This window comes from Billgrantia sp. NRB1, assembly GCF_056921725.1.
In genome coordinates, this window is record NZ_CM167783.1 from 3,471,770 (window position 1) to 3,491,054 (window position 19,285).

At 69.4% G+C, this 19,285-nt stretch carries 15 protein-coding genes; 9 read left to right on the plus strand and 6 right to left on the minus strand.

Translation table 11 applies throughout. The features are described from left to right. Positions 1 to 59: 59 nt before the first annotated feature. Together ACZIYR_RS15755 and ACZIYR_RS15760 are read right to left on the minus strand one after the other, a co-directional pair. Entirely contained in the window at positions 60 to 1,115 is a 1,056-nt protein-coding gene (locus ACZIYR_RS15755) for a proline racemase family protein (RefSeq protein WP_483527355.1), read from the minus strand. Continuing rightward, positions 1,112 to 2,287, minus strand: coding sequence for a zinc-binding dehydrogenase (locus ACZIYR_RS15760; RefSeq protein WP_483527356.1), 1,176 nt, complete (start codon positions 2,285 to 2,287; stop codon positions 1,112 to 1,114). The genes ACZIYR_RS15755 and ACZIYR_RS15760 overlap by 4 nt, the downstream gene beginning before the upstream one ends. Positions 2,288 to 2,538: 251 nt before the next feature. On the opposite strand from ACZIYR_RS15760, the gene ACZIYR_RS15765 reads away from it, so the two are divergent. Beyond that, positions 2,539 to 2,946: a phasin family protein gene (locus ACZIYR_RS15765; protein ID WP_473034722.1), complete on the plus strand. Its 408-nt coding sequence runs from the start codon at positions 2,539 to 2,541 to the stop codon at positions 2,944 to 2,946. 210 nt (positions 2,947 to 3,156) lie between these two features. Beyond that, positions 3,157 to 4,926 (plus strand): diguanylate cyclase, encoded by a 1,770-nt coding sequence (locus tag ACZIYR_RS15770; RefSeq protein ID WP_483527357.1) that lies wholly within the window; start codon positions 3,157 to 3,159, stop codon positions 4,924 to 4,926. Positions 4,927 to 4,930: 4 nt separating this feature from the next. Here the strand turns inward: ACZIYR_RS15770 and ACZIYR_RS15775 are convergent, their stop codons facing one another. After that, the gene (locus ACZIYR_RS15775; RefSeq protein ID WP_483527358.1) at positions 4,931 to 5,785 is read right to left on the minus strand and encodes an alpha/beta hydrolase; all 855 of its coding nucleotides are present in this window, start codon (positions 5,783 to 5,785) and stop codon (positions 4,931 to 4,933) included. A 163-nt stretch (positions 5,786 to 5,948) separates the two neighbouring features. Here ACZIYR_RS15775 and ACZIYR_RS15780 point away from each other — a divergent pair, with 163 nt between their 5' ends. Both ACZIYR_RS15780 and ACZIYR_RS15785 read left to right on the plus strand, forming a co-directional pair. After that, complete coding sequence (locus ACZIYR_RS15780; RefSeq protein WP_483527359.1) at positions 5,949 to 6,998, plus strand: acyltransferase family protein; 1,050 nt, start codon at positions 5,949 to 5,951, stop codon at positions 6,996 to 6,998. A 66-nt stretch (positions 6,999 to 7,064) separates the two neighbouring features. Beyond that, positions 7,065 to 7,958 (plus strand): universal stress protein, encoded by an 894-nt coding sequence (locus ACZIYR_RS15785; protein ID WP_473034725.1) that lies wholly within the window; start codon positions 7,065 to 7,067, stop codon positions 7,956 to 7,958. A gap of 13 nt (positions 7,959 to 7,971) precedes the next feature. Here ACZIYR_RS15785 and ACZIYR_RS15790 read toward each other — a convergent pair whose 3' ends face one another. Continuing rightward, positions 7,972 to 8,685, minus strand: a complete 714-nt coding sequence (locus ACZIYR_RS15790; RefSeq protein ID WP_473034726.1) for a DUF3581 family protein — start codon at positions 8,683 to 8,685, stop codon at positions 7,972 to 7,974. A 146-nt stretch (positions 8,686 to 8,831) separates the two neighbouring features. On the opposite strand from ACZIYR_RS15790, the gene ACZIYR_RS15795 reads away from it, so the two are divergent. The 5 genes from ACZIYR_RS15795 to ACZIYR_RS15815 all read left to right on the plus strand — a co-directional run bounded on the left by ACZIYR_RS15795 (position 8,832) and on the right by ACZIYR_RS15815 (position 17,861). Next, positions 8,832 to 12,257, plus strand: coding sequence for a hypothetical protein (locus tag ACZIYR_RS15795; RefSeq protein ID WP_483527360.1), 3,426 nt, complete (start codon positions 8,832 to 8,834; stop codon positions 12,255 to 12,257). A gap of 259 nt (positions 12,258 to 12,516) precedes the next feature. Further along, positions 12,517 to 12,951, plus strand: coding sequence for a hypothetical protein (locus ACZIYR_RS15800; protein ID WP_473034730.1), 435 nt, complete (start codon positions 12,517 to 12,519; stop codon positions 12,949 to 12,951). Beyond that, on the plus strand, positions 12,920 to 14,134 hold the full coding sequence (locus tag ACZIYR_RS15805) for a hypothetical protein (RefSeq protein ID WP_483527361.1): 1,215 nt from the start codon (positions 12,920 to 12,922) through the stop codon (positions 14,132 to 14,134). Before ACZIYR_RS15800 ends, ACZIYR_RS15805 begins: the two co-directional genes overlap by 32 nt. A gap of 42 nt (positions 14,135 to 14,176) precedes the next feature. After that, positions 14,177 to 17,005 carry a bifunctional diguanylate cyclase/phosphodiesterase gene (locus ACZIYR_RS15810; RefSeq protein WP_483527362.1) on the plus strand — a complete coding sequence of 943 codons (2,829 nt, stop codon included), beginning with the start codon at positions 14,177 to 14,179 and terminating at the stop codon, positions 17,003 to 17,005. Between the two features lie 40 nt (positions 17,006 to 17,045). Beyond that, positions 17,046 to 17,861, plus strand: coding sequence for a PEP-CTERM/exosortase system-associated acyltransferase (locus ACZIYR_RS15815; RefSeq protein WP_483527363.1), 816 nt, complete (start codon positions 17,046 to 17,048; stop codon positions 17,859 to 17,861). A gap of 5 nt (positions 17,862 to 17,866) precedes the next feature. Here the strand turns inward: ACZIYR_RS15815 and ACZIYR_RS15820 are convergent, their stop codons facing one another. Both ACZIYR_RS15820 and ACZIYR_RS15825 read right to left on the minus strand, forming a co-directional pair. Then, a complete protein-coding gene (locus ACZIYR_RS15820) occupies positions 17,867 to 18,622 on the minus strand; it encodes a trimeric intracellular cation channel family protein (protein ID WP_483527364.1) in 756 nt (251 codons plus the stop codon). Further along, positions 18,619 to 19,209 (minus strand): helix-turn-helix domain-containing protein, encoded by a 591-nt coding sequence (locus ACZIYR_RS15825; protein ID WP_483527365.1) that lies wholly within the window; start codon positions 19,207 to 19,209, stop codon positions 18,619 to 18,621. The genes ACZIYR_RS15820 and ACZIYR_RS15825 overlap by 4 nt, the downstream gene beginning before the upstream one ends. Between the last annotated feature and the right edge of the window lie 76 nt (positions 19,210 to 19,285).

Consider the following 19,285-nt stretch of genomic DNA (forward strand, 5'->3'; position numbering starts at 1 on the left):
CGCGGGCGATGGGGGATGCCGAACGGAGCACAGTGGCAGCGTCCGGCAGCCTGTCGGCGCTACTCGGCGTCCGGAGACGAATGAGCGGTGCTGAGAATATGGTGCAGCCCGGCGCACTCCACCATGGGGTCCTCGCAGTTGACGACGATGTCCGAGCGCGCCAGCACGTAGCTCTTGCCGGTGATAGTGTTCTCCACCACCAGGCCCTTGCCCTCCTCACGGACACCGGTGAACTTGCCGATGAAGCCGGTCTCGCGCAGGGAGACGGTCTCCAGCTTGTCGCCGGGCCTGATGCGCCCCTCGTAGTGCATCAGCGCCAGGCGCGCCGAGGTACCGGTGCCGGTGGTACTGCGACAGATCACCCCGGGATGCACGTAGGTGGTGGAACGTGAGCGGTAGAAGTCGTCGGCGACCTGCTCCACCGGCCCCATGAAGTGCAGGAAGGGCAGCGGCCCGACATCGCCCAGGGTGTAGTGGGAGAAGCCGCGTTCGGCCTGGATCGCCTCGACGATCCGGTGGGCACAGTCCGCCAGGGCCCGCTCTTCGTCGCGGGTCAGGTGGAAGCCCAGCTCGGCGGCATCCACCAGGGCGTAGAAGCCGCCGCTATAGGCCACGCTGTAGGTCACCTCCCCCACTCCGGGCACATGAATGGCGGCCCGGTAGGTATCGATATAGCTGGGCAGCCCCTCGCAGGTAATGGCCTCGACCACCCCGTTCTCCACCAGCGCCTCGATCTGCACCAGCCCCGCTGGCGATTCCAGCGCGAAACGCTGGCGCCCCTCCCGCTTGGGCACCAGGCCGCTCTCCAGCACCGCCGTGGCGGTACAGATGGTGTTGGAGCCGGAGTAGATGGGGTAGCCCATCACCTCCATGATGATGTAGCCCACCGCCGCTTCGGGGTGGGTGGCCGGCACCAGCAGGTCCACCGACATCTCGGGGATCCCGTAGGGCTCTTCCAGCAGCAGCTTGCGCAGGCCGTCGGCGTCGTCGCGCAGGTAGTGCATCTGCTCGCGCACCGAGGCCCCGGGCAGCGGCTCGATGCCGCCGGTGACGATACGGCTGACATCGCCGCCAGCGTGGGTGTCCATCAGCTGCAGGACCAGTTCGTTGCTCATGGGGTGTTCTCCAGCGCGAAGGGGGCACCGTGCTCGGCCCACTGCGAATCGGGGACGATGACGATCTTGCCCAGGTAGCCGCTGCCGCGATTGACGAAATAGCGCTCGGCCTCGTGCAGCTCGGAGAGCTTGAAGGCGGCGTGAAGCACCGGCTTGAGCTGACCGCCGCGGATCCACTCGACCAGCTGCTCGGCCTCCTCGCGGGTGCCGTGGGAAACCCCGAAGATCTGCACCTGGTAGAGATAGATGCGCGTCCACATGATCTCGGAGAGGTTGCCCCCGCTGGCGCCGGCGATGGAGAGCCGCGGATAGGTAGTTCGGCGCTTCATGTCGACGATCATGGTGTCGATGAAGCGGTCGGTCATCTCGCCGCCGACCAGATCCATCACCGCGTCGATGGGCGCCCCCCCGGTGGCCTCGAGGACCCGCCCGACGAAGCTCTCCAGGTCGCCGCGGTCGATCACCGCCTCGGCGCCCAGCGCCAGCAGGGCCTCGCGCTTGTCGGGCTGGCTCACCGCATAGGGAATGGCGCCGACGATACGGCAGAGCTGGATCAGCGCCGTGCCCACGCCGCCGCTGGCGCCGCTCACCAGCACCCTCTCCCCCGCGCCGACCCGGGCCGAGGTCATCATGTGGTAGGCGGTCTGGTAGGAGCACATGCCCATGGCGGCCACCTCGGCATCCGCCAGTTCCGGGTTGGGCACATGGTGGAACTGCTCCGAGGGCACGACGATGTACTCGGCAAAGCCGCCGTCGGCACCGTGGCCGTAATAGTCCGGCGTCAGGTTGATGTCGCGACGCGCGTCGGCGTAGAGGTTGAAGTCGAGCAGACCGCGCTCACCGAGCCGCTCGAGATCCACCCCCTCCCCGGCGGCGACCACCCGACCTGCCACATCGGCCCCCTGGATGCGCGGAAAGCTCAGGGTGGGCTCGCCCCCCATGGCGAAGGACGTCACCTCGCCCTTGTCCTTGGTGGGATAGAGGCCCTCGCGGGCCTTGCGGTCGGTATTGTTCTTGGCGGTGGCGGTGACCCGCACCAGCACCTCGCCGCGGCCAGGGCGGGGCGTCGGCACGTCCTGGCGATAGACCAGCTTGTCGACGTCACCGTGGCCGGTCAGCAGCATGGCCGACATGCTGGCGGGGATCGTCTCCGGATGGGAATCGTGGGCCATCGGCTGCCTCCTGAATTGATGAATGACTCATGGCGCGACGATAGCAAACTCATCGGCACTGCCAACAGCAGCATAGGTCGGCCCCCCGTGCCACGGCCAGCGCGCCGGGCGGGCCTTTCCGGGAGGGCGTGGATTCGCTATGTTGCACTGCACAAAAATCCCTGCTATTGTGCAATGCAGCAAAGACGCAGAAGGCATCGGTCGACCACCAAGGCCTTCGCACTATCAAGCACCCTAAGGAGGGTCAAGCGATGCAAAACGTCGATACCAAGCAGTTCACCGAGCAGTTCGAATCCGTGTTCATCGGCCCGACTCGCGCCTACGCGGCGCTGACCGTGGACTACAGCGAGAAGCTGATCAACGCCCAGCTCGAGGCCGGCAAGTCCTGGGCCGACGCCAGCCTGGCGCAGCTGCGCAGCCTGCTCAACGTCAAGACCGCCGAAGACCTGCGGATCTACATGGAAGGCCAGCAGAACGTCGCCAAGGAGATCACCGAGCGCTTCAAGCGCGATGCCGACAAGGTGGTGGCCCTGCAGCAGGACTTCGTCCAGCAGAGCCAGAAGCTGACCGAGGAGAGCGTCGAGAAAAGCCAGAAGCTCGCCGAGAGCGGCGTCAAGAAGGTGACCGAGTCGGCTAGCAAGGCCGCCAAGCGGGCCTGATCCCGCCGCCGGCCATGCCGGCAGCCAAGACGTGACAGTAGGGCCGTCGATCGCCGATCGACGGCCCTTTTCGCGTAGACGCCGACCACCGGCGCACGGTGAACTTGCGACAGCCCCCCGGGCTGGTCATGCTTAGCGTCAACGCCCCCGCAAGGATATGCTGACAGCAGGGGACAGGTGGCGAGGCGGCCGGCAACAGGGAGCGCACAGGTGAACCGAGCAGCGGGCAGGGCCAACGGCAGCGGACAGGCAGGGCGCTGGAGCGCGGCGCCGATTCGCCTGCTTATCCCGGCGATGCTGTGGCTGTTCCTCCTGGTCGGCGAGGCCGGCGCCGAACCGCATTCCTTCCAGGGCGAGTCGACGCCACTGCTGCCCCACGCCCACTATGTCGTCGAGCCGGAATCCGGCTGGCAGGTCGAACAGGCAGTGCGCGCCTTCGCTGCCGGCGCCTTCTGGCCGGCCAAGGCCGAGGCCCTCAACCTGGGTCGGGTGGACACCGCCGTGTGGCTGCACCTCGAGCTGCTCGCCCCGACGGTACCGACAGGCCCCTGGCTGCTGCATCTTGACCGGCATCGGTTCCAGGAGGTCACCCTCTACCAGCGCAGCGAGGCGGGCTGGCAGCCGCTGGCGCCCAGCGCCCGGCGGACAGGCGCCGAGGGGCCGCTGTTCGAACTGCCCCTCGAGGCCGAGGCGCCTCAGCGCTTCATGCTGCGGCTGGCGTCCGCCGCTCCCATGCTGGTCGCCCCGCAGCTGCAGACACCGGGCGCCTACCTGGCCGAAGCACGCCAACACGACTTCACCAACGGCCTCTACTACGGGCTGCTCGCCGCCCTGGCATTTTTCGCTCTGGTGCAGGCGCTGACCCTGCGTGACCGCAGCCCGCTCTGGTACGCGCTGCTGATCGTGCTGGCGGCCCTGCACCTGAGTCTATCGCGAGGGCTGCTCATCACCTTCTGGCCGACGGCAACGCCGCGCCTCGAGCTGCTGGCGGGGAGCGCCACCCTGGCGGCCATGGCGATGGCGGCACTGCTGCTCAGCCGTGACTTCCTGCTCACCCCCAGCCGCGACACCGACGGCGAGCGGCTGACTCGTCTGGGCCTGCTGGTGGCGGCCAGCACGCCGCTAGCGATGCTGCTGTTCGGCGAACGCATCAGCCTGCCCTACCACACCCTGATGGGAGTGGTCTGCACCATCGCCCTGATGACGGTCGCCGCACGCGCCCTGCGCCGCGGTTTCCGGCCGGCCTGGGGCCTGCTGCCCGCCTGGCTGGCGCTGATCGGCGGCCTGGGCCTGACGGCCGGCCTCTACCTGGGGATTCTGCCCTACCGCCCGTGGAGCGTGCACGGCTATCAGGCCGGCTCGCTGGTGGCCGCCCTGCTGCTGCCACTGGCGCTGGCCTGGCGAGTGCACTGGCTGGCACGGGAGCCTGCCGTCCGGGATCGCCAGCGCGGCTCGGGGCAGCAGCGCGACATGACCGACCCCTTGACCGGGCTCTACAACCGCCAGCGTCTGCCCGGCGCCCTGCGGGAGGCGGTGAAGCGCTGCCGACGCAACGGCGAGCCGCTGAGCCTGATCCTGCTCGAGGTGGATCACTTCAAGGCCTGGCACGACAGCTGGGGCCATGAGGCCGGGGACCAGGTGCTGGAAGCGCTGGCCAAGCAGATCCGCCAGCATGTGCGTCAGAACGACATCGCCTGTCGCTACGGCGGCTCGGAGTTCGCCCTCATCCTGCCGGGCACTCACGCCCAGGCGGCGGTGGAGATCGCCGAGCGGCTGCGGCGCACCATCGAGGATCAGCCGTTCACGCCGCTGCCCAACCAGCTGGCCCGGGTCACCCTCAGCCTGGGCATCGCCCAGCTGGGGGCCGGGGATACCGCCGAGAGTCTGATGCAGCGCAGCGACCGTGCGCTCTTCTCGGCCAAGCGCCTGGGCTGCAACCGCAGCGTGGTGGACGGTGCCTCGTCCCGCGCCACCAGTTAGGCCCTCACCTAGCGGCCCGCACCGCGAGCGCCTCCAGAGCGATGGGCCCCTCCAGGAACTGGAACATCCAGGTCAGGGCGTGGGGCAGACTGGCCCGCCACACACGCCAGGTGTGGCCCCCGGGGAAGACCTCCAGGGCGAGGTGTTGCGGCTGGTGGTACACCAGCGACTGACGCAGCAGGCGGGCATGGTGCTCGGCATTGAAGGCGTCGCGATCGCCTGCGCTGAGGTAGAGCGGCACCACCCGCTCCTGGGCCAGATAGTCGGTCAGATACGCCGTGTAGTTGCTTCGCTGCCACAGCTCGGTATCGAACGCCCCCTCGTCGTCGAGAAAGGCGGGATGGTGCCATGCCGAGGAGTTGGCCGGCGGCTGCGGGTGGTAGCTGGCCGGGCTCAGCGCCGCCGCGGCGCCGAACAGGTCCGGGCGCTCCAGGGCGAAGTTGACGCTGCCGTACCCCCCCGCCGACAGCCCCGCCACGCCGCGCCACTCACGCTCGGGGACCACCTGCCAGGTTGCCTCCACGTGGGGAATCAGTTCCTCGAAGAAGGCCGTACGGGCCGCCTCGTTGTGGCCGTCGATCCACCAGCTGCGGCTGCCCGGCATCACGATCACCGCCGGCGGAATCGTCCCCTCGCGCATGAGCCGGTCGGCGATCTGCTCGAGCGAACCTTGCTCGACCCAGTCGCGGTGACTGCCGAAAGAGCCGTGCAGCAGGTAGATGACCGGGTAGGCCAGCTCGGATGATCGGTAGCCATCGGGCAGGTAGAGCGTGTAGCGGTACGCCTCCCCCAGCGTCTCGGAGGGAAAGCGGTGCTGTGTGACCTGCCCGGCCAGCGTCGGTGCGCTCAGTAGCAGCAAAAGCCCCGCCATCCACCAGGGGGCGACTCGGAATTTCCAGCGATACCGGTCAGGAAACAAAGCGATACGCCACCTCCATGGGAATTCCTGGAACTCGGAGATGTCCGACCTCGCGTCGACCATCGACGTTCACTTGCCACTCAGCGCCGGGCACGGAGTCCCCATGAAGCGAATCGAGGAAATCTACTGGCTGCGTTTCTACGGCTGCCTGGCCGTGTTCGCCTTTCACTTCCTCGACCGACTCAACCAGCACCTCGACAACGTCTACCTTGACCTGGCCCGGATTCCCACCGTGCTCGGCACACCGATCTTCATCTTCATCTCGATCTTCCTGTTCGCCGCGCGCTACGCCAGCCACCCCCCGCCGGGCTTTCTGCTGACCCGCCTGCAGTACGTGATGGTGCCCTATCTGGTCTACGGCATGATCTACTCCACCGCCGAGTTCATCCGACTCAATGCTGGCGACGACGGCGTGGGCTTCGTGGAGAACCTGATCGAGTACCTCGTCTATGCCGGCTGGCACGGCTACTTCTTGATCATCGCCATGCAGTTCTATGCCTTCTACTGGGTCTATACCCGCTATCGACTGGCACACTGGCTCCCCTCGGGCCCCTGGCTGGTAATCGGCGGCGCAATGGGCATCGCCTATTGGGGACTGACCCGGCTATTCGGCATCGAGCCCCCCGGCTACCTGCTGTGGATCGCGCCCCTGGGCTGGGTCTATCTCTTCTTTCTCGCCATGCTCCTGGTCCGCCACTACTCCGCCCTCGGCGCGCCACCAACCGAGGCGGCCGGTTCCGACACGCGGGCGCTGGGCTGGATACGCCGACTGGCCCAGACCCGCTATCTGATCGCCTTCGTCGCGCTCATCGCCCTGCTGACGCTGCCGGGCTGGCTGGAATACTCCTCCAAGGAGACCTGGGTGGTGCCGCTTTTCATCCTGTTCATCTTCTGGGCCATGACCCACCTTCGGGGACGCCCGGCCACGCCGGTGGTCAAGCGCATCAACGAATACTCCTTCGGTATCTACCTGGCCCATCCGTTGTTCTTCGCCGTGGTCGACTTCGTCGACGATCGCCTGCATTTCCCGCTGCCAGTGTACTCGGCGCTGCTGATCGTAGTCGGACTGGCCGGGTCTATCTGCCTCAACGTGCTGGCCAACCGGCTGCACTGGGGCGGCATGCTATTGGGCAAGCGGCTGCGTGTGGCCTGAAGACGAGGCCCAGCGAAGTGCGCTAGGCTTGAGCTGTCGCCTTCTGCCGCCAAGGGAGAAATCTCCATGAGTGAGCGCATTTCGCTCGTGATCGTACCCGTGGACGGGTCGTCCACCGCCGCCGCGGCTACCCGCCATGCGGCCCTGCTGGCGCGCCTGCTCGAGGCCGAGCTGCAGCTGCTCCACGTGATGCCGCTCAATCCGCCGGAATTCAGTGATATGCCGGCCAACCGCCAGGCCGAGGCCGACCGCGACCGCTCGCTGCGCCTGCAGGCCGCCGCCGACGCCTTCGCCAGCGCCCGCGAGGCCATCGAACCGCCGCTGGCATCGCCGCCCCGCGAGGTCACCCTGGAGGACGACACCTTCGTGCGCCAGCCGGCCCGCGCCATCGTCAACCATGCTCGCCAGCACGACCGCTGCCTGCTGGTGATCGGTGCTCGCCACCTCACCGACATGGGCAAGTTCGTGGAGGGCAGCGTCAGCAACGAGGTGGTCCACCGGGCGCGCGGCCCGGTCACCGTGGTCCACGCCGAGGCGGCGCCGGAGGATATCCAGCGCATCGGCCGTGTGCTGCTGCCGGTGGACGGCTCGCGGCACAGCAACCAGGCCGCCGAGCTGGCCGGGGACCTGGCACGCAGCGCCGAGGCCGGCGTGGAACTGCTGTTCTGCCGCCCCAGCGGCAAACCGGCCGACCAGGACGCCGACCAGCAGGATGAGGCCGAGCGCATCTTCGCCCAGGCCCGCCAGGTCCTGGGCGAGGTGCCGGCCGGCGTTACCGAGCAGCTGCTGGCCGGGGAGCGCTTCGCCGAGGCAATCGCCGAACACGCCGCGCGCTACGAGGACTACCCGGTCATCATCATGGGGCGGCGCGGGCTGGGCACCTGGCGCGAGGCGCTGCTGGGCAGCGTCAGCCACCGGGTCATCGACTTGGCCTCCTGCCCAGTCACCGTGGTGGTGTAGCGCTCGCGGTCGCTCAGTCGCCGGCTTCGTAGGCGGCCTTGAGCCGGTAGAACTCGGTGACGATCGCCTCCATGGCCTCGGCGTCGTAGTCGCACAGGCCGCTGACCACCAGCTTTTTATTGCCGCTGCCGACCTCCTCGCCGCCGTCGGTGATGGAGAACTCGAGCCGCACGTCGCCGCGCTTGCCGTTCACCTCCAGGGTGGCGTCGACCAGCGTCAGCTGCGGCTCGCGAAGGGCCAGGCGCTCCAGTGAGAAGCCCATGCTGTCGTAGATCACCAGCGGGCGGCGCGGGTTGAACATCACCCCCTGGGCCTCGAGCAGCGGCTTGAGCACGTGGGGGAAGTTCTTGCCCGAGAAGGCCACGTAGCCGCGGGTGAAGGCCTCCACCGCGGCGGCCTCATGGGTCGTCTCGCCGCGGCGGGTGGCCTCCAGGTAGCACTTGCCCTCGTCGTCACTGACCTCCAGCAGGCCATCGTCCTGGGCCTGCAGGGTGAGCGGCGTGCCGTCGCCGACCATGCTCTTGAACTGAAAGTCCATGTGCCGCGAGAGACCGAAACGGTCCAGCACGAGGGCGAACAACAGGTCTCCCGGCACGCAGAAGCGCCGCGCCCCCGCATCGTGGATGGGGTTGAAGTCGCCGGCAACGCGCTTGGCGAAGTCGCTGGCCTGCTGCGCAGAAATGCAGATGCGCGAGCCCGTGCGCGTATGATAAGGATCGAGAAACATACGTGGTCTTGTCTGCCCTGGGTGATGAGGCGGTCACCGATGCGAATCGGCGGCATGCTGCAACGCGTCGATGATGCCATAAATCGGCCCGGGGCGAAGCCACTGCGCTCGCGGCAATCAGCCAACAAGGAGGCCAGCGGCACGCCATGGGGCCCACCAACGAACAGCCGCCGCGCCGGCTCAGGCGCAGCGCGATCTGGCTGGCAGCGAGCCTGGCGCTGCTGACACTGCTCTGCCTGGCCGGTCTCAACCTGCTGCTGAACAGCGCCTGGGCCCAGGCCTGGCTCGACCGCCGCCTGCCCGAGGTCTCGATCTCCTGGCACAGCGGCTGGAGCCTCTGGCCCGGCCGGCTGCGGCTCGAAGGCCTGGTCATCGAGCGCCACACCGAGGCGCTGCCGCTGACCCTGGCCGTGGAAGAGGCCGAGCTGCGGCTGGCGCCGGGCGAGCTGCTCCAGCGTCGGCTGAGGATTCAGCGGCTCGACGCCAGCGGCCTGCGGCGGCTGGCGGTGGGCGAACACCGCCTGCAGGGCGAGGGGGAGCTGCGCCTGGAGGCGTTGAGCCTGACCGCCGATCGCCTCAGCCTCGACTCCCTGGCGCTGTCCCTGGGCGAGGGCGCCCTGTGGCGCGACGAGACCCTGCTGGCCGAGGCGCTCTCCCTGACCGCCCGCCTGAGGGTCGACCCCACCGACCCGACTCGGGGCGTCGATCAGGCTCAGCTTGCCGCGGTCTCCGGCGAGCTGAGCCTGGCCGGTCGCGCCGACGCCTGGGATGTCTTCAATCCCTACCTGCAGGCCACCCCCTGGCTGGCGCTGGCGGGTAGCGGCGTACTCAGCGGCGAGCTGGCGCTGCAGCAGGGCGTGCTGGCCCCGGGCAGCCACCTGACCCTGGACGCCCCGGCCCTGGCGGTGACCCTCGACGAGAGCGCCCTGCTCGAGGAGGCCGATGCCGCCGCCTCCGGGAAGCGCCAGCGGCTGGCCGGCCGCGGCCGGGCCAGCCTGAGGGTGAGCGCCGAGGACGAGGCCGCCGCCACGCCCCGGCTAGACGTCGGCCTCATTGAGGTGACCATGCAACCGCTCCACGAGGCGGATGCCCCGCCGCTGCTCGCCAGCCGCCGCTTCGCCCTCTCGGCTTGGCTGCCCGACGCCGACCTGACAGCGCCCTCCCGGCCCCCCGACAGCGCGCAGCTGAGCTGGCACGGCGCCGAGGTCGCCGACGTGGGCCGACTGGCCCGCTACCTGCCGCCGGGCTCACCGCTAGCGCTGCATGACGGCAGCGCCCGCCTGGACGCCGAGCTTCGCTATCGCCACGGCCGGCTCCGGGGCCGCATCGACCTGAGCGGCGAGACGGTGGCCCTGACCCTGCTGGAGCAGCGCCTGCTGGGCGAGCTCACCCTGGGGCTGAACCTCGTCGAGCTCGACCCCCAGGCGCGGCGCCTCGACCTCTCGGGAACGCACCTGCGGGTGGCAGCCGCCGCGGCGGGCGAACCCACGCCGATGATCACCGACCTGAGGCTGCCGATGGCGCGCTTCCAGGCCCGGCGACCGCTGGCCGAGCTGGCGGACCCGACGGGCCCGCCGCCGCTGGACGGCGAGCTTGCGGTCAGCGGGCGGGTCACCCACCTGGCCTTCCTGAACGCTTACCTCGCAGAGGCCCTCGACGGCCGCGGCCTGACCCTGGACGGGGAGAGCGAACTCGAGGCCCACCTGCGGCTGGGCAACGGCCACCCCCTCCCTGGCAGCCGCTTGGCCCTGAGCGCGCCGCGGCTCGAGGCCCGCTTCCTGGGCTTTCACGCCCGGGGGCGCGGCAGTCTGCTGGCGCAGCTGAACGAGGCCCAGGCGGCACCCGGGGCCGAGCTTGAGCTGCGCCTGGAAGACGCGCATTTGGGCCATGGCCAGGACCCGCGCCCGCTGCTGCTCGCCCCGACCCTGACCCTGGCGGCAGAGCTCGACTCGCTCGACGCGCCCGAGGCCGCGGCCCTGCGCCTGGCCTGGTCGGAAGCCAGCGTCCCCGACGTGGCGGTGCTGGGTCAGCACCTGCCCCCGGCCGCCCCCCTGGCGCTGCTGGGCGGACGCGCCGACAGCCGCGGCGAGCTGCGGCTGTCGCCCGACGGGGTGCGCGGCGAGCTCGCGCTGAGCGGACGCGCCCTGCGGGCCCGACTGCTGGACACCGAGGTCGACGGCGAGCTTAGCCTGGCACTGCCGATTCGCCACGCCCGCCTGGACGGCAGCCACCTCGACCTCTCCGGCGCCCGCCTGACGCTGCTCGCCGACGGCGCGGAGGGCGACCAGCCGCTGAGCACACTGCTGGTGGCCCGCCGGGCCCGCTTCGATCACCCCTTCGGTGGGGGGCAGCCTCCCCGCAGTCGGCTGGTGCTGGAGGGGCGGGTCGAGCGGCTGGGCTTTCTCGATCGCTTCCTGCCCGCCGCCCACGGCGTGACGCTGCGCGGCGACGGTCAACTGCAGGCCGATCTCGAACTGCTGGGCCAGACCCCCCAGCCGGGCAGCCGGCTGCAGGTGGATACCCAGCGGCTGGCCGCCACCTTCCTGGACTACCGCGTGGTCGGCGGCGGGCGGCTGGAGGCACGCCTGGAGGGCAACCCCCAAGCCCCCGCCGCACGGCTCGACCTGAGCCTGCCGCGGCTGTCGCTGGGGCGGCGTGACGGCACAACGACCTACCTCAGCGGCCGCCACTTCCGCCTGGAGATCGCCACGCCCCATTTCGCGATGGCCGCCGGGGCGATCCCGCTGGCGTCGCTGACCACCCGTATCGCGCTGCCGGTGGCCGAGGTCGCGGACCTCGCCGACTATCAGGCCTATCTGCCGGCGGGCGCCGGACTGGCCCTACTGGGCGGGCGCGCCAGCCTCGCCGCCGAGCTCGAGCTGGAGGGCCCCCGCGCCCGGGGGGACCTGACCCTGCAGGCCTTCGATGCCGGCCTGCGCCTCGGCGAACAGCAGCTGCAGGGCAACCTGCGCCTGGAGGCCCGGCTGCGCGAAGGCAACCTCGAGACCCTGCAGTTCGATGCCGCCGGCAGCCGCCTGCGACTGGACAACGTCTCGCGCCAGGGGCTCGACGGCCAGCGCGAACGAGGCTGGTGGGCTCAGCTCGACCTCGAGGCGGGCCAGCTCACTTGGCAGCAGCCGCTCCATCTGGATGCCGAGCTGGCGCTAGCCATGCGCGACAGCGGACTGCTGGCCAACCTGGTGCTGGCCAGAAGCGCCGAGCGGCCGCGGCTCGGCCGGCTGCTCACCGTGCCCGATATCCGCGGTCATACCCGGCTGCGCCTGGGCGGCGATGGACTGCACCTCGAGGAACTGGACCTGACCGGCCGCGACCTGGCCCTGCTGGCCAACCTGCGGCTCGCCGACGAGACGCTGCGGGGGGTGCTCTACGCCCGCTACGGCGCAGGGCGGCTGGGACTTACCCTGGGAGATGACGGGCGTCAGCTGCGGCTATTCCGCCCGCGGCGCTGGTACGACAGCGCCGCCGAGGCCCAGGCGCGCGACCCCCGCCAGCCGCTGCCGAGCGACTGGCGGCAGGCCGTCGACGGGGTGATCTCCGGCACCGACGACTAACCCTCTGCCCCCAGAACGTTTACGATAGGTTGATCGCATTGCGTTGATAGCCTAGGGCCGCCTCCCTTCGCATCAAGGGCTTCCAACGCATATATTGTGCATAAACGCATCACTCAATCGTGCCAGCTCAGGGAACACGACGTCATCCGGGCGGCGCCCGGTAAGCCAAGGAATCGGGAGTCCACGCTATCACGATGCTCACGCCGAACATCAGGACCATGACCGCCTCACGCCAGTGCAGCTTCGGAAAGGGTGGCGCTTGGTCGGGCTGAGGCAACAGCTGCTCGCCGCTCTGGCGCTGCTGCTGGCGACCTCGGCCGCCGGTAGCGATGCCGAGCGGGTAGAGCTGGTCGCACACCCGGAGGTCACCACCCAGACGCTGACCCGAGACACTACCCGAGCCATCTTCGCCATGCGCCAGCGCACCTGGCCCGACGGCCAGGCGGTGAGGGTCTTCGTACTGGCCAACGAGCACGAAGACCACGTGCGCTTTGCCAAGGAGCGCCTCGCCGTCTTCCCGCACCAGCTACAGCTGTCCTGGGACCGGGTGGTGTTTTCGGGTACCGGCCAGGCCCCCACCCGTGTATCCTCGCCGGCCGACATGCTGGAGCGGGTAGCCACGACCCCCGGCAGCCTCGGCTATCTCGCAAGGGAGCATCTGGATGAGCGTGTCCAAGTCATCACCATGGAATAGCGCAGCGCAGCGCCTGATCCTGGCGGCCCTGGCCACCCTCGGCGCCTCGCCGGCGGCGGCGGACGGCATCCTGGATACCCTGCAGGTGCACGGCTTTCTCAGTCAGGCGCTGGTGATCACCGATGACAACGACTTCTTCGGTCCCAGCAGCGACGACGGCGGCAGCCTTAAGTTCACCGAGATCGGCGCCAATGCCTCGCTTCGCCCCCATCAGGACGTGCTGCTCGCGGCCCAGGTACTCAGCCGGCGCGCGGGAGGCGATGGCAGCGATGCCAGGCCGGTGCTGGACTACGGGGTGGTCGACTACCAGATGCTCTCCGACCAGCGGCGCACCCTGGGCCTTCAGGCCGGCCGTTTCAAGAACCCCTTCGGCTTCTACAACCAGACCCGTGACGTGGCCTTCACCCGGCCCAGCATCCTGCTGCCGCAATCGATCTACTTCGACCGCACCCGCTCGCTGGGGCTGTCGGCGGACGGCGTGAGCCTCTACCTCGACGAGCGCCTGCCCAGCGGTTCGCTGCGCGCACAGCTCGGCGTCGGCCGGGCACAGACTGGCGACGACCTGCGCCGCACGCTGAGGCTGAATGAGGTTCCCGGCGGCTTTGCGTCGCGGAACTCGGCCATCGGCCAGCTGCGCTACGAGCACGACGGCGGGCGCATCGCGGCGGCCATCAGCGCCGCCACGGTCAAGACCACCTTCGAGTCGGAGGTGCCCGGGCTTGGCGACGGCGATTTCCGCTTCGAGCCTTGGATCCTGTCACTGCAGTACAATGCCGAGCGCTGGAGCCTGACCGGCGAGTTCGCGCTGCGCGGCTCTAGCATGAGCGGCTTCGACGACCCGCGCTTCAATTTCGATATCACCGGCGAGAGCTGGTACGTCCAGTACACACGCCGCTTCCATGACCAATGGCAGTGGCTGGTGCGCTACGATAGCCTGACCAGCAACCGCGACGACCGCTCCGGGCGCGCCTATGCCGCCAGCGGAGCGGGGCCGGCACACTCCCAGTTCGCCGACGACCTGACTCTCGGTCTGCAGTGGACCCCCCACCCCAAGCTGCTGCTGGCGGCGGAGTATCACCATATCGACGGCACCGGCTGGCTACCCAGCCAGGACAATCCCGACCCCGATGAGACGCGGCGGCGCTGGAACATGGTGCTGTTCCAGCTCTCGCTGCGATTCTGAGCCCTGCGGCTGTCAGCCCCGAATGATGGAAGGTGCTTGCCGATGACCCACGACACCACCGCCGTCAAGCGCCGACGCCTCAGCCTGACGTGGCGCGTCATCGCCCTGAGCTCCCTGCTGCTGCTCGGCGTCGCGGGGCTGTTCACCTACCTGGGTCATGACAACCTGACCCGCCAGTTCCAGCAGAGTCGTGACGACCATCACGCCCGCCAGGTCCGCGAGATCCGCCTGGCCCTGTCCCGCTCGGAGGAAAGCCTGCGTCAGCTGGCCGGCGTGGTGGCCTCCTCTCCCGGCCTGGGTCCGGCCCTGGCGAACCGCGACCGAGAGGCCATCCTCGCGGCCCTCACCCCCCAGTGGCCGACCCTGCAGCTGGAGGCCGGCATCGACGAAATCCTGGCCTTCGACAGCCAGGGCCAGCAGCTGGCCGGCCGGGGGGAACGCCACGCCGGAGACGACCGTCCACTGGATGAGTGGCGGCACCGCGTGATCGGCTCGGACATGCCGCTCACCGCCCTGCGCTGCCGCGACGACTGCCGCCAGTATGCGGCGGTGCCGGTGCTGGGCGAGGGCGAGAACCTAGGCATGGTCAGCCTCTCCCGCTCGCTGGCCGACGTGATCCGCCAGCTGCACCAGGTCTCCGACAGCAAGGTGGCGCTGCTGGTCACCGGCCGCCAGGCCGCCGTGGGCCCCTCCGAGCGCCATCTCGCCGCCTGGAACGGCGATCTCGTCGCGCTGACCCATGCGCAGGCGAGCCTGCCGATTCTGCGGCAGGCAGCCTCCCTCTCGTCACTGGCGCCCCTCGAGGAGCGCCCGCTGCAGCTGACCCACGCCGAGCGCCACTTCGAGCTGAGCGCCGTGCGCCTGGCAGATCACAGCGAGCCGGGATACAGCGGTCACTTCCTGCTGGTATCGGACATTACCCCCCAGATCCAGGCCATCCAGCGCGATACCCGCACCCTGCTGCTGGCCGGCCTCGGCGGCTGGCTGGCCGCCGAGCTGATGCTGCTGGCCATCCTGCTGGGCCCCATGGCGCGGCTGCGCCGGCTGGCCGGGGCTCTGCCCTCGCTGGCCATGGGGGGCTTCGCCGACGCCCGTGCCCGGATCGCCCGGCCCCGGCACCGCCTGGCCGACGAGATCGACGTGCTGGAAGGCACTACCCTGGAGCTGGCCGACCGCCTGCAGATGCTGGACCGAGAGGTCCACCGCCGCGGCGAGCTACTGGAGACCCGCGTGCGCGAGCTGGGCCAGGAGCGCGACTTCGTCAGCAGCCTGCTGGATACCGCCCGGGTCTTCATCCTCGCCCAGGACGAGCGCGGTCGGCTGGCGCTGGTCAACGAGCACACCCTCGGCGTGCTGGGAGTGGGCGAGGACGCCCTGCTGGGACGCCACTTCGACGATGTGTTCCCCCTGGCGACGCGCCAGACGCACCTGCCGGGGCAGCAGCACGAGGAGCGCACCCTGTCGCTGGGGCCGGGCATCGTGCGCACCATCGTCTGGTATCACGCCCCCCTCAACGCCTCCAGCGATGCCTCACTGGCACGTATCTCGGTAGGCCTGGACATCACCGAGCGCAAGGCGGCCGAGACCCGACTGACCTGGCTGGCCCAGCGCGACCCGCTGACCGAGCTCTACAATCGCCGCTATTTCCAAGAGGCGCTGGACAAGGCGCTGGTGCGGGAGGGTGGCGGCGCGCTGCTGTTCCTCGACCTCGACCAGTTCAAGGACGTCAACGAACTCAGCGGCCACCACGCCGGCGACCGCCTGCTGCGCATGGTGGCCGACACCCTCCACCAAGAGCTCGGCCACCGCGGGGTCATCGCGCGGCTCGGCGGCGACGAGTTCGCCATGCTCATCGAGGGCGCCGACGAGCAGCGCGCCGTGCGCACCGCCCAGCATATCGAACATCTGCTGGATACCCTGGAGTTTTCCAGCGGCGGCCGCCGGCACCGGGCCAATGCCAGCATCGGCATCGCGCTCTACCCGATCCATGGCGATACCCCCACCGAGCTGATGGCCAGCGTCGATGTCGCCATGTACAAGGCCAAGGCCAGCAACGTCCAGCGCTGGCACCTGCTCTCCACCGTGGAGGAGGCGCGTATCGAGCTCAAGGAGCGGGTCTACTGGGTGGAGCGCATCCGCAAGGCACTGCGGGAGGACGCCTTCGAGCTGATGGTGCAGCCCATCGTGCGGCTGGCCGATCGCGATATCCGCCACTACGAGGTGCTGCTGCGCATGCGCGAGGACGACGGCACCCTGCTCTCACCGGGCCGCTTCATCCCTATCGCCGAGCGCAACGGCCAGATCCTGCAGCTCGACCGCTGGGTGATCCGCCGCAGCCTGCGCCTGCTGGCAGCCGTCCAGGGACGCGGCATCAGCCTGGCCGTCAATCTTTCCGGGCAGTCGCTGCACGACGCCGGCCTCAACCAGTTCCTCGCCGATGAGCTGGCCGCCAGCGGCGCCGACCCGCGCCAGCTGATTTTGGAGGTCACCGAAACCGCGGCGGTCACCGACTTCTCCACGGCCAGGGGGGTGCTGCAGGGCATGCGCGAGCTGGGCTGCCGCACCGCCATCGACGACTTCGGGGTGGGCTTCAGCAGCTTCCACTACCTGGGCCAGCTGCCGGTGGACTACATCAAGATCGACGGCTCCTTCATCCGCACCCTGACCACCAGCGCTGACAGTCGCGTGATCGTCAGGGCCATGGCCGACATTGCCGCCGGCTTCGGCAAGCAGGCCATCGCCGAGTTCGTCGACCAGGAGGCGATGCTGCCGATCCTGCAGGATTACGGCATCGCCTACGGGCAGGGTTTTCACCTGGGGAAACCGATTCCCCACAGCGTGGCCTTCGGCGTGATTTCACTCGACGGCTGAACCGACCGGCACTCCCATGATCCGCCAAGGAACCTTGAAGATGACCGCTCGCGAGAACTTCGGTGCCCAACCCGAGCCAACCCGGCTCTTCGAGCGCTTTCAGCGTGAGTTCCAGTTCCAGCTAACTGCCACTCCGGCCGAACACGAGCGCGTCTTTCGCCTGCGCCATGCGGTCTACTGCCGCGAGCTCGGCTATGAGGCGGCCGCCGATCCCGTCAAGGAGCTGGAGTACGACGCCCATGACCGCCAGGCCATTCACTGCCTGGTGACCCACCTCGACAGCGGCCTCGCCGCCGGCTGCCTGCGCCTGGTGCTTCCCGCCCCCCTCGAGCAGCCGGACGGCCCGCGGCTGCCGCTTCAGGGATACGCAGGGCAGAGCCTGACCCATTCCGTCTGGCACCCGGAACGACTCGATCACCGCCGGATCTGCGAGGTCTCGCGACTGGCCACCTCGCCGCACTTCCGCAACCGTCCGGCCAATGCTGACATCGTCGACCCGGGCGCGCCGCCGCTGTTCAGCGACACCGAACGGCGCAGCTTCCCGGCGATCATCGTCGGGCTCTTCCTGGCCAGCACCGCCCTGGTGGGCCTGGCCGGTCGCCGGCACGTCTTCGCCATGATGGAGGCACGGCTGCCCAGGCTGCTGTCGATGTCGGGGCTGAGCTTCACCCGGGTCGGCGACACCATCGACTTCCATGGCCGACGCAGCGCCTACTACATCGACCAGCAGCGGGCGGAACGGGAGATGCACCCCCACCTGGTGCCCCTCTACCGGCACATCCAACGCACCCTGGCCCCCCAGCTGCCCCGGGCCATGCCCGGCGCCGTCGACAGTGCGCGCGCCCGTCCCGGCTGAGCCGTTCAGGGATCGCGCGGCCCTTGGCGATCGCGCTGGCGGCTTGGCGGGATCAGCTTGACCCGCGTTTTGGGGCGTGCCCGCGGTGGCCCGCCATCCCCGGAGTGCCCCTCCGGCGGCACCCCGGGCCGGCTCGGAGGCTGGATCGTTACCCAGGCGAAGGTGGGCAGCGCCAGCCGCCAGTGGATCGCGGCCAGGCGCAGCCCCAGCGTGATCAGCAGCGCCACGGCGATGGTCAGGGTCGGCGGCGCCGCCAGCGCCTCCAGCACCACATAGGCGATACCGCCGGCGATGGAGGCCGTGGCATAGACTTCACGACGCAGCACCATGGGCACCCGGCGGGCCAGCACATCGCGCACCATGCCGCCGGCCACCCCGGTCAGCAGGCCCATCAGCACCGCCACCAGCCCCGGCGCCTCGAGCAGCAGCGCCTTGTGCGCCCCGATCACCGTGAACAGCGCCAGGCCGAAGGCGTCGGCCACCGGCAGGAAGACCCGTGACAGGCGGTGAATATAGTGGAAGCCGATCATCGACAGCCCCACGGTGCCCAGGATCACCCATAGGTAGGTGGGGTCACTGACCCAGAACACCGGGCGAACGCCCAGCACCAGATCGCGCAGGGTGCCGCCACCGATCCCAGTTACCGCCGCCAGCACCAGCATGCCGAAGGGGTCCATACGCGAGCGGCAGGCCAGTATCACGCCGGAGAGGGCGAAGACGATCACCCCTGCCATGTCCAGCCAGTAGATCAGTCCCGTCACTGGTAGGTCACCACCAGAAAGCCCACCAGCTCCTCGTCACCGCTGTTCTCGATGGTGTGCTCCAGGTCGGCATGGTAGTGGGCACAATCCCCGGGGCCGAGGGCGCAGCGGTTGTCGCCGGCCTCGATGCGAGCCCTGCCCTGGGTCACGGTGAGCAGCTCGCGGGTGCCCTCGAAGTGGGGGGCGCTGTGCAGGCTGGCCCGCGGGGCCAGACGCACTTCGTAGAACTCCACGTTCTTTTCCAGGTGCAGCGGGGAGAGAGTGCGAATCCGGCACTCCTGGTCGTCGCGAAACAGCTGGCTGGCGTCGTCGCTACGCACCACTTCGATGCGCGAGGCGGCCCAGGGCTGGTCCACCAGCTCGCCGATATTGAGGCCGAAGGCCTGGGCGATGCGCAGGGTCACCGCCAGCGTAGGATTGGCCCGCCCGCGCTCGATCTGACTGAGCATCGAACGGCTGACCCCCGAGGCGGCGGCCAGCTGCTCCAGGGTGAGGTTGCGCTTCTTGCGCAGCTCGATCACCCGGTTGGCCAGGCCCTGGCTGCCCACGTCGACGGCGCCCTCTCTGGCGGATGCGCTATCGTTCACCTCGACTCTCCTCTATACCGATAGACAGGTGGCACGCATGCCCACCGAAAATTCCATTATAAGGGAAATTAATCTT

What these genes read in the sequence shown, in the direction of transcription:
- ACZIYR_RS15755 (WP_483527355.1), bottom strand. Translation starts at nt 1,115, where the DNA reads ATGAGCAACGAACTGGTCCTGCAGCTGATGGACACCCACGCTGGCGGC.
- ACZIYR_RS15760 (WP_483527356.1), bottom strand. Translation starts at nt 2,287, where the DNA reads ATGGCCCACGATTCCCATCCGGAGACGATCCCCGCCAGCATGTCGGCC.
- ACZIYR_RS15765 (WP_473034722.1), top strand. Translation starts at nt 2,539, where the DNA reads ATGCAAAACGTCGATACCAAGCAGTTCACCGAGCAGTTCGAATCCGTG.
- ACZIYR_RS15780 (WP_483527359.1), top strand. Translation starts at nt 5,949, where the DNA reads ATGAAGCGAATCGAGGAAATCTACTGGCTGCGTTTCTACGGCTGCCTG.
- ACZIYR_RS15785 (WP_473034725.1), top strand. Translation starts at nt 7,065, where the DNA reads ATGAGTGAGCGCATTTCGCTCGTGATCGTACCCGTGGACGGGTCGTCC.
- ACZIYR_RS15790 (WP_473034726.1), bottom strand. Translation starts at nt 8,685, where the DNA reads ATGTTTCTCGATCCTTATCATACGCGCACGGGCTCGCGCATCTGCATT.
- ACZIYR_RS15795 (WP_483527360.1), top strand. Translation starts at nt 8,832, where the DNA reads ATGGGGCCCACCAACGAACAGCCGCCGCGCCGGCTCAGGCGCAGCGCG.
- ACZIYR_RS15805 (WP_483527361.1), top strand. Translation starts at nt 12,920, where the DNA reads ATGAGCGTGTCCAAGTCATCACCATGGAATAGCGCAGCGCAGCGCCTG.
- ACZIYR_RS15810 (WP_483527362.1), top strand. Translation starts at nt 14,177, where the DNA reads ATGACCCACGACACCACCGCCGTCAAGCGCCGACGCCTCAGCCTGACG.
- ACZIYR_RS15815 (WP_483527363.1), top strand. Translation starts at nt 17,046, where the DNA reads ATGACCGCTCGCGAGAACTTCGGTGCCCAACCCGAGCCAACCCGGCTC.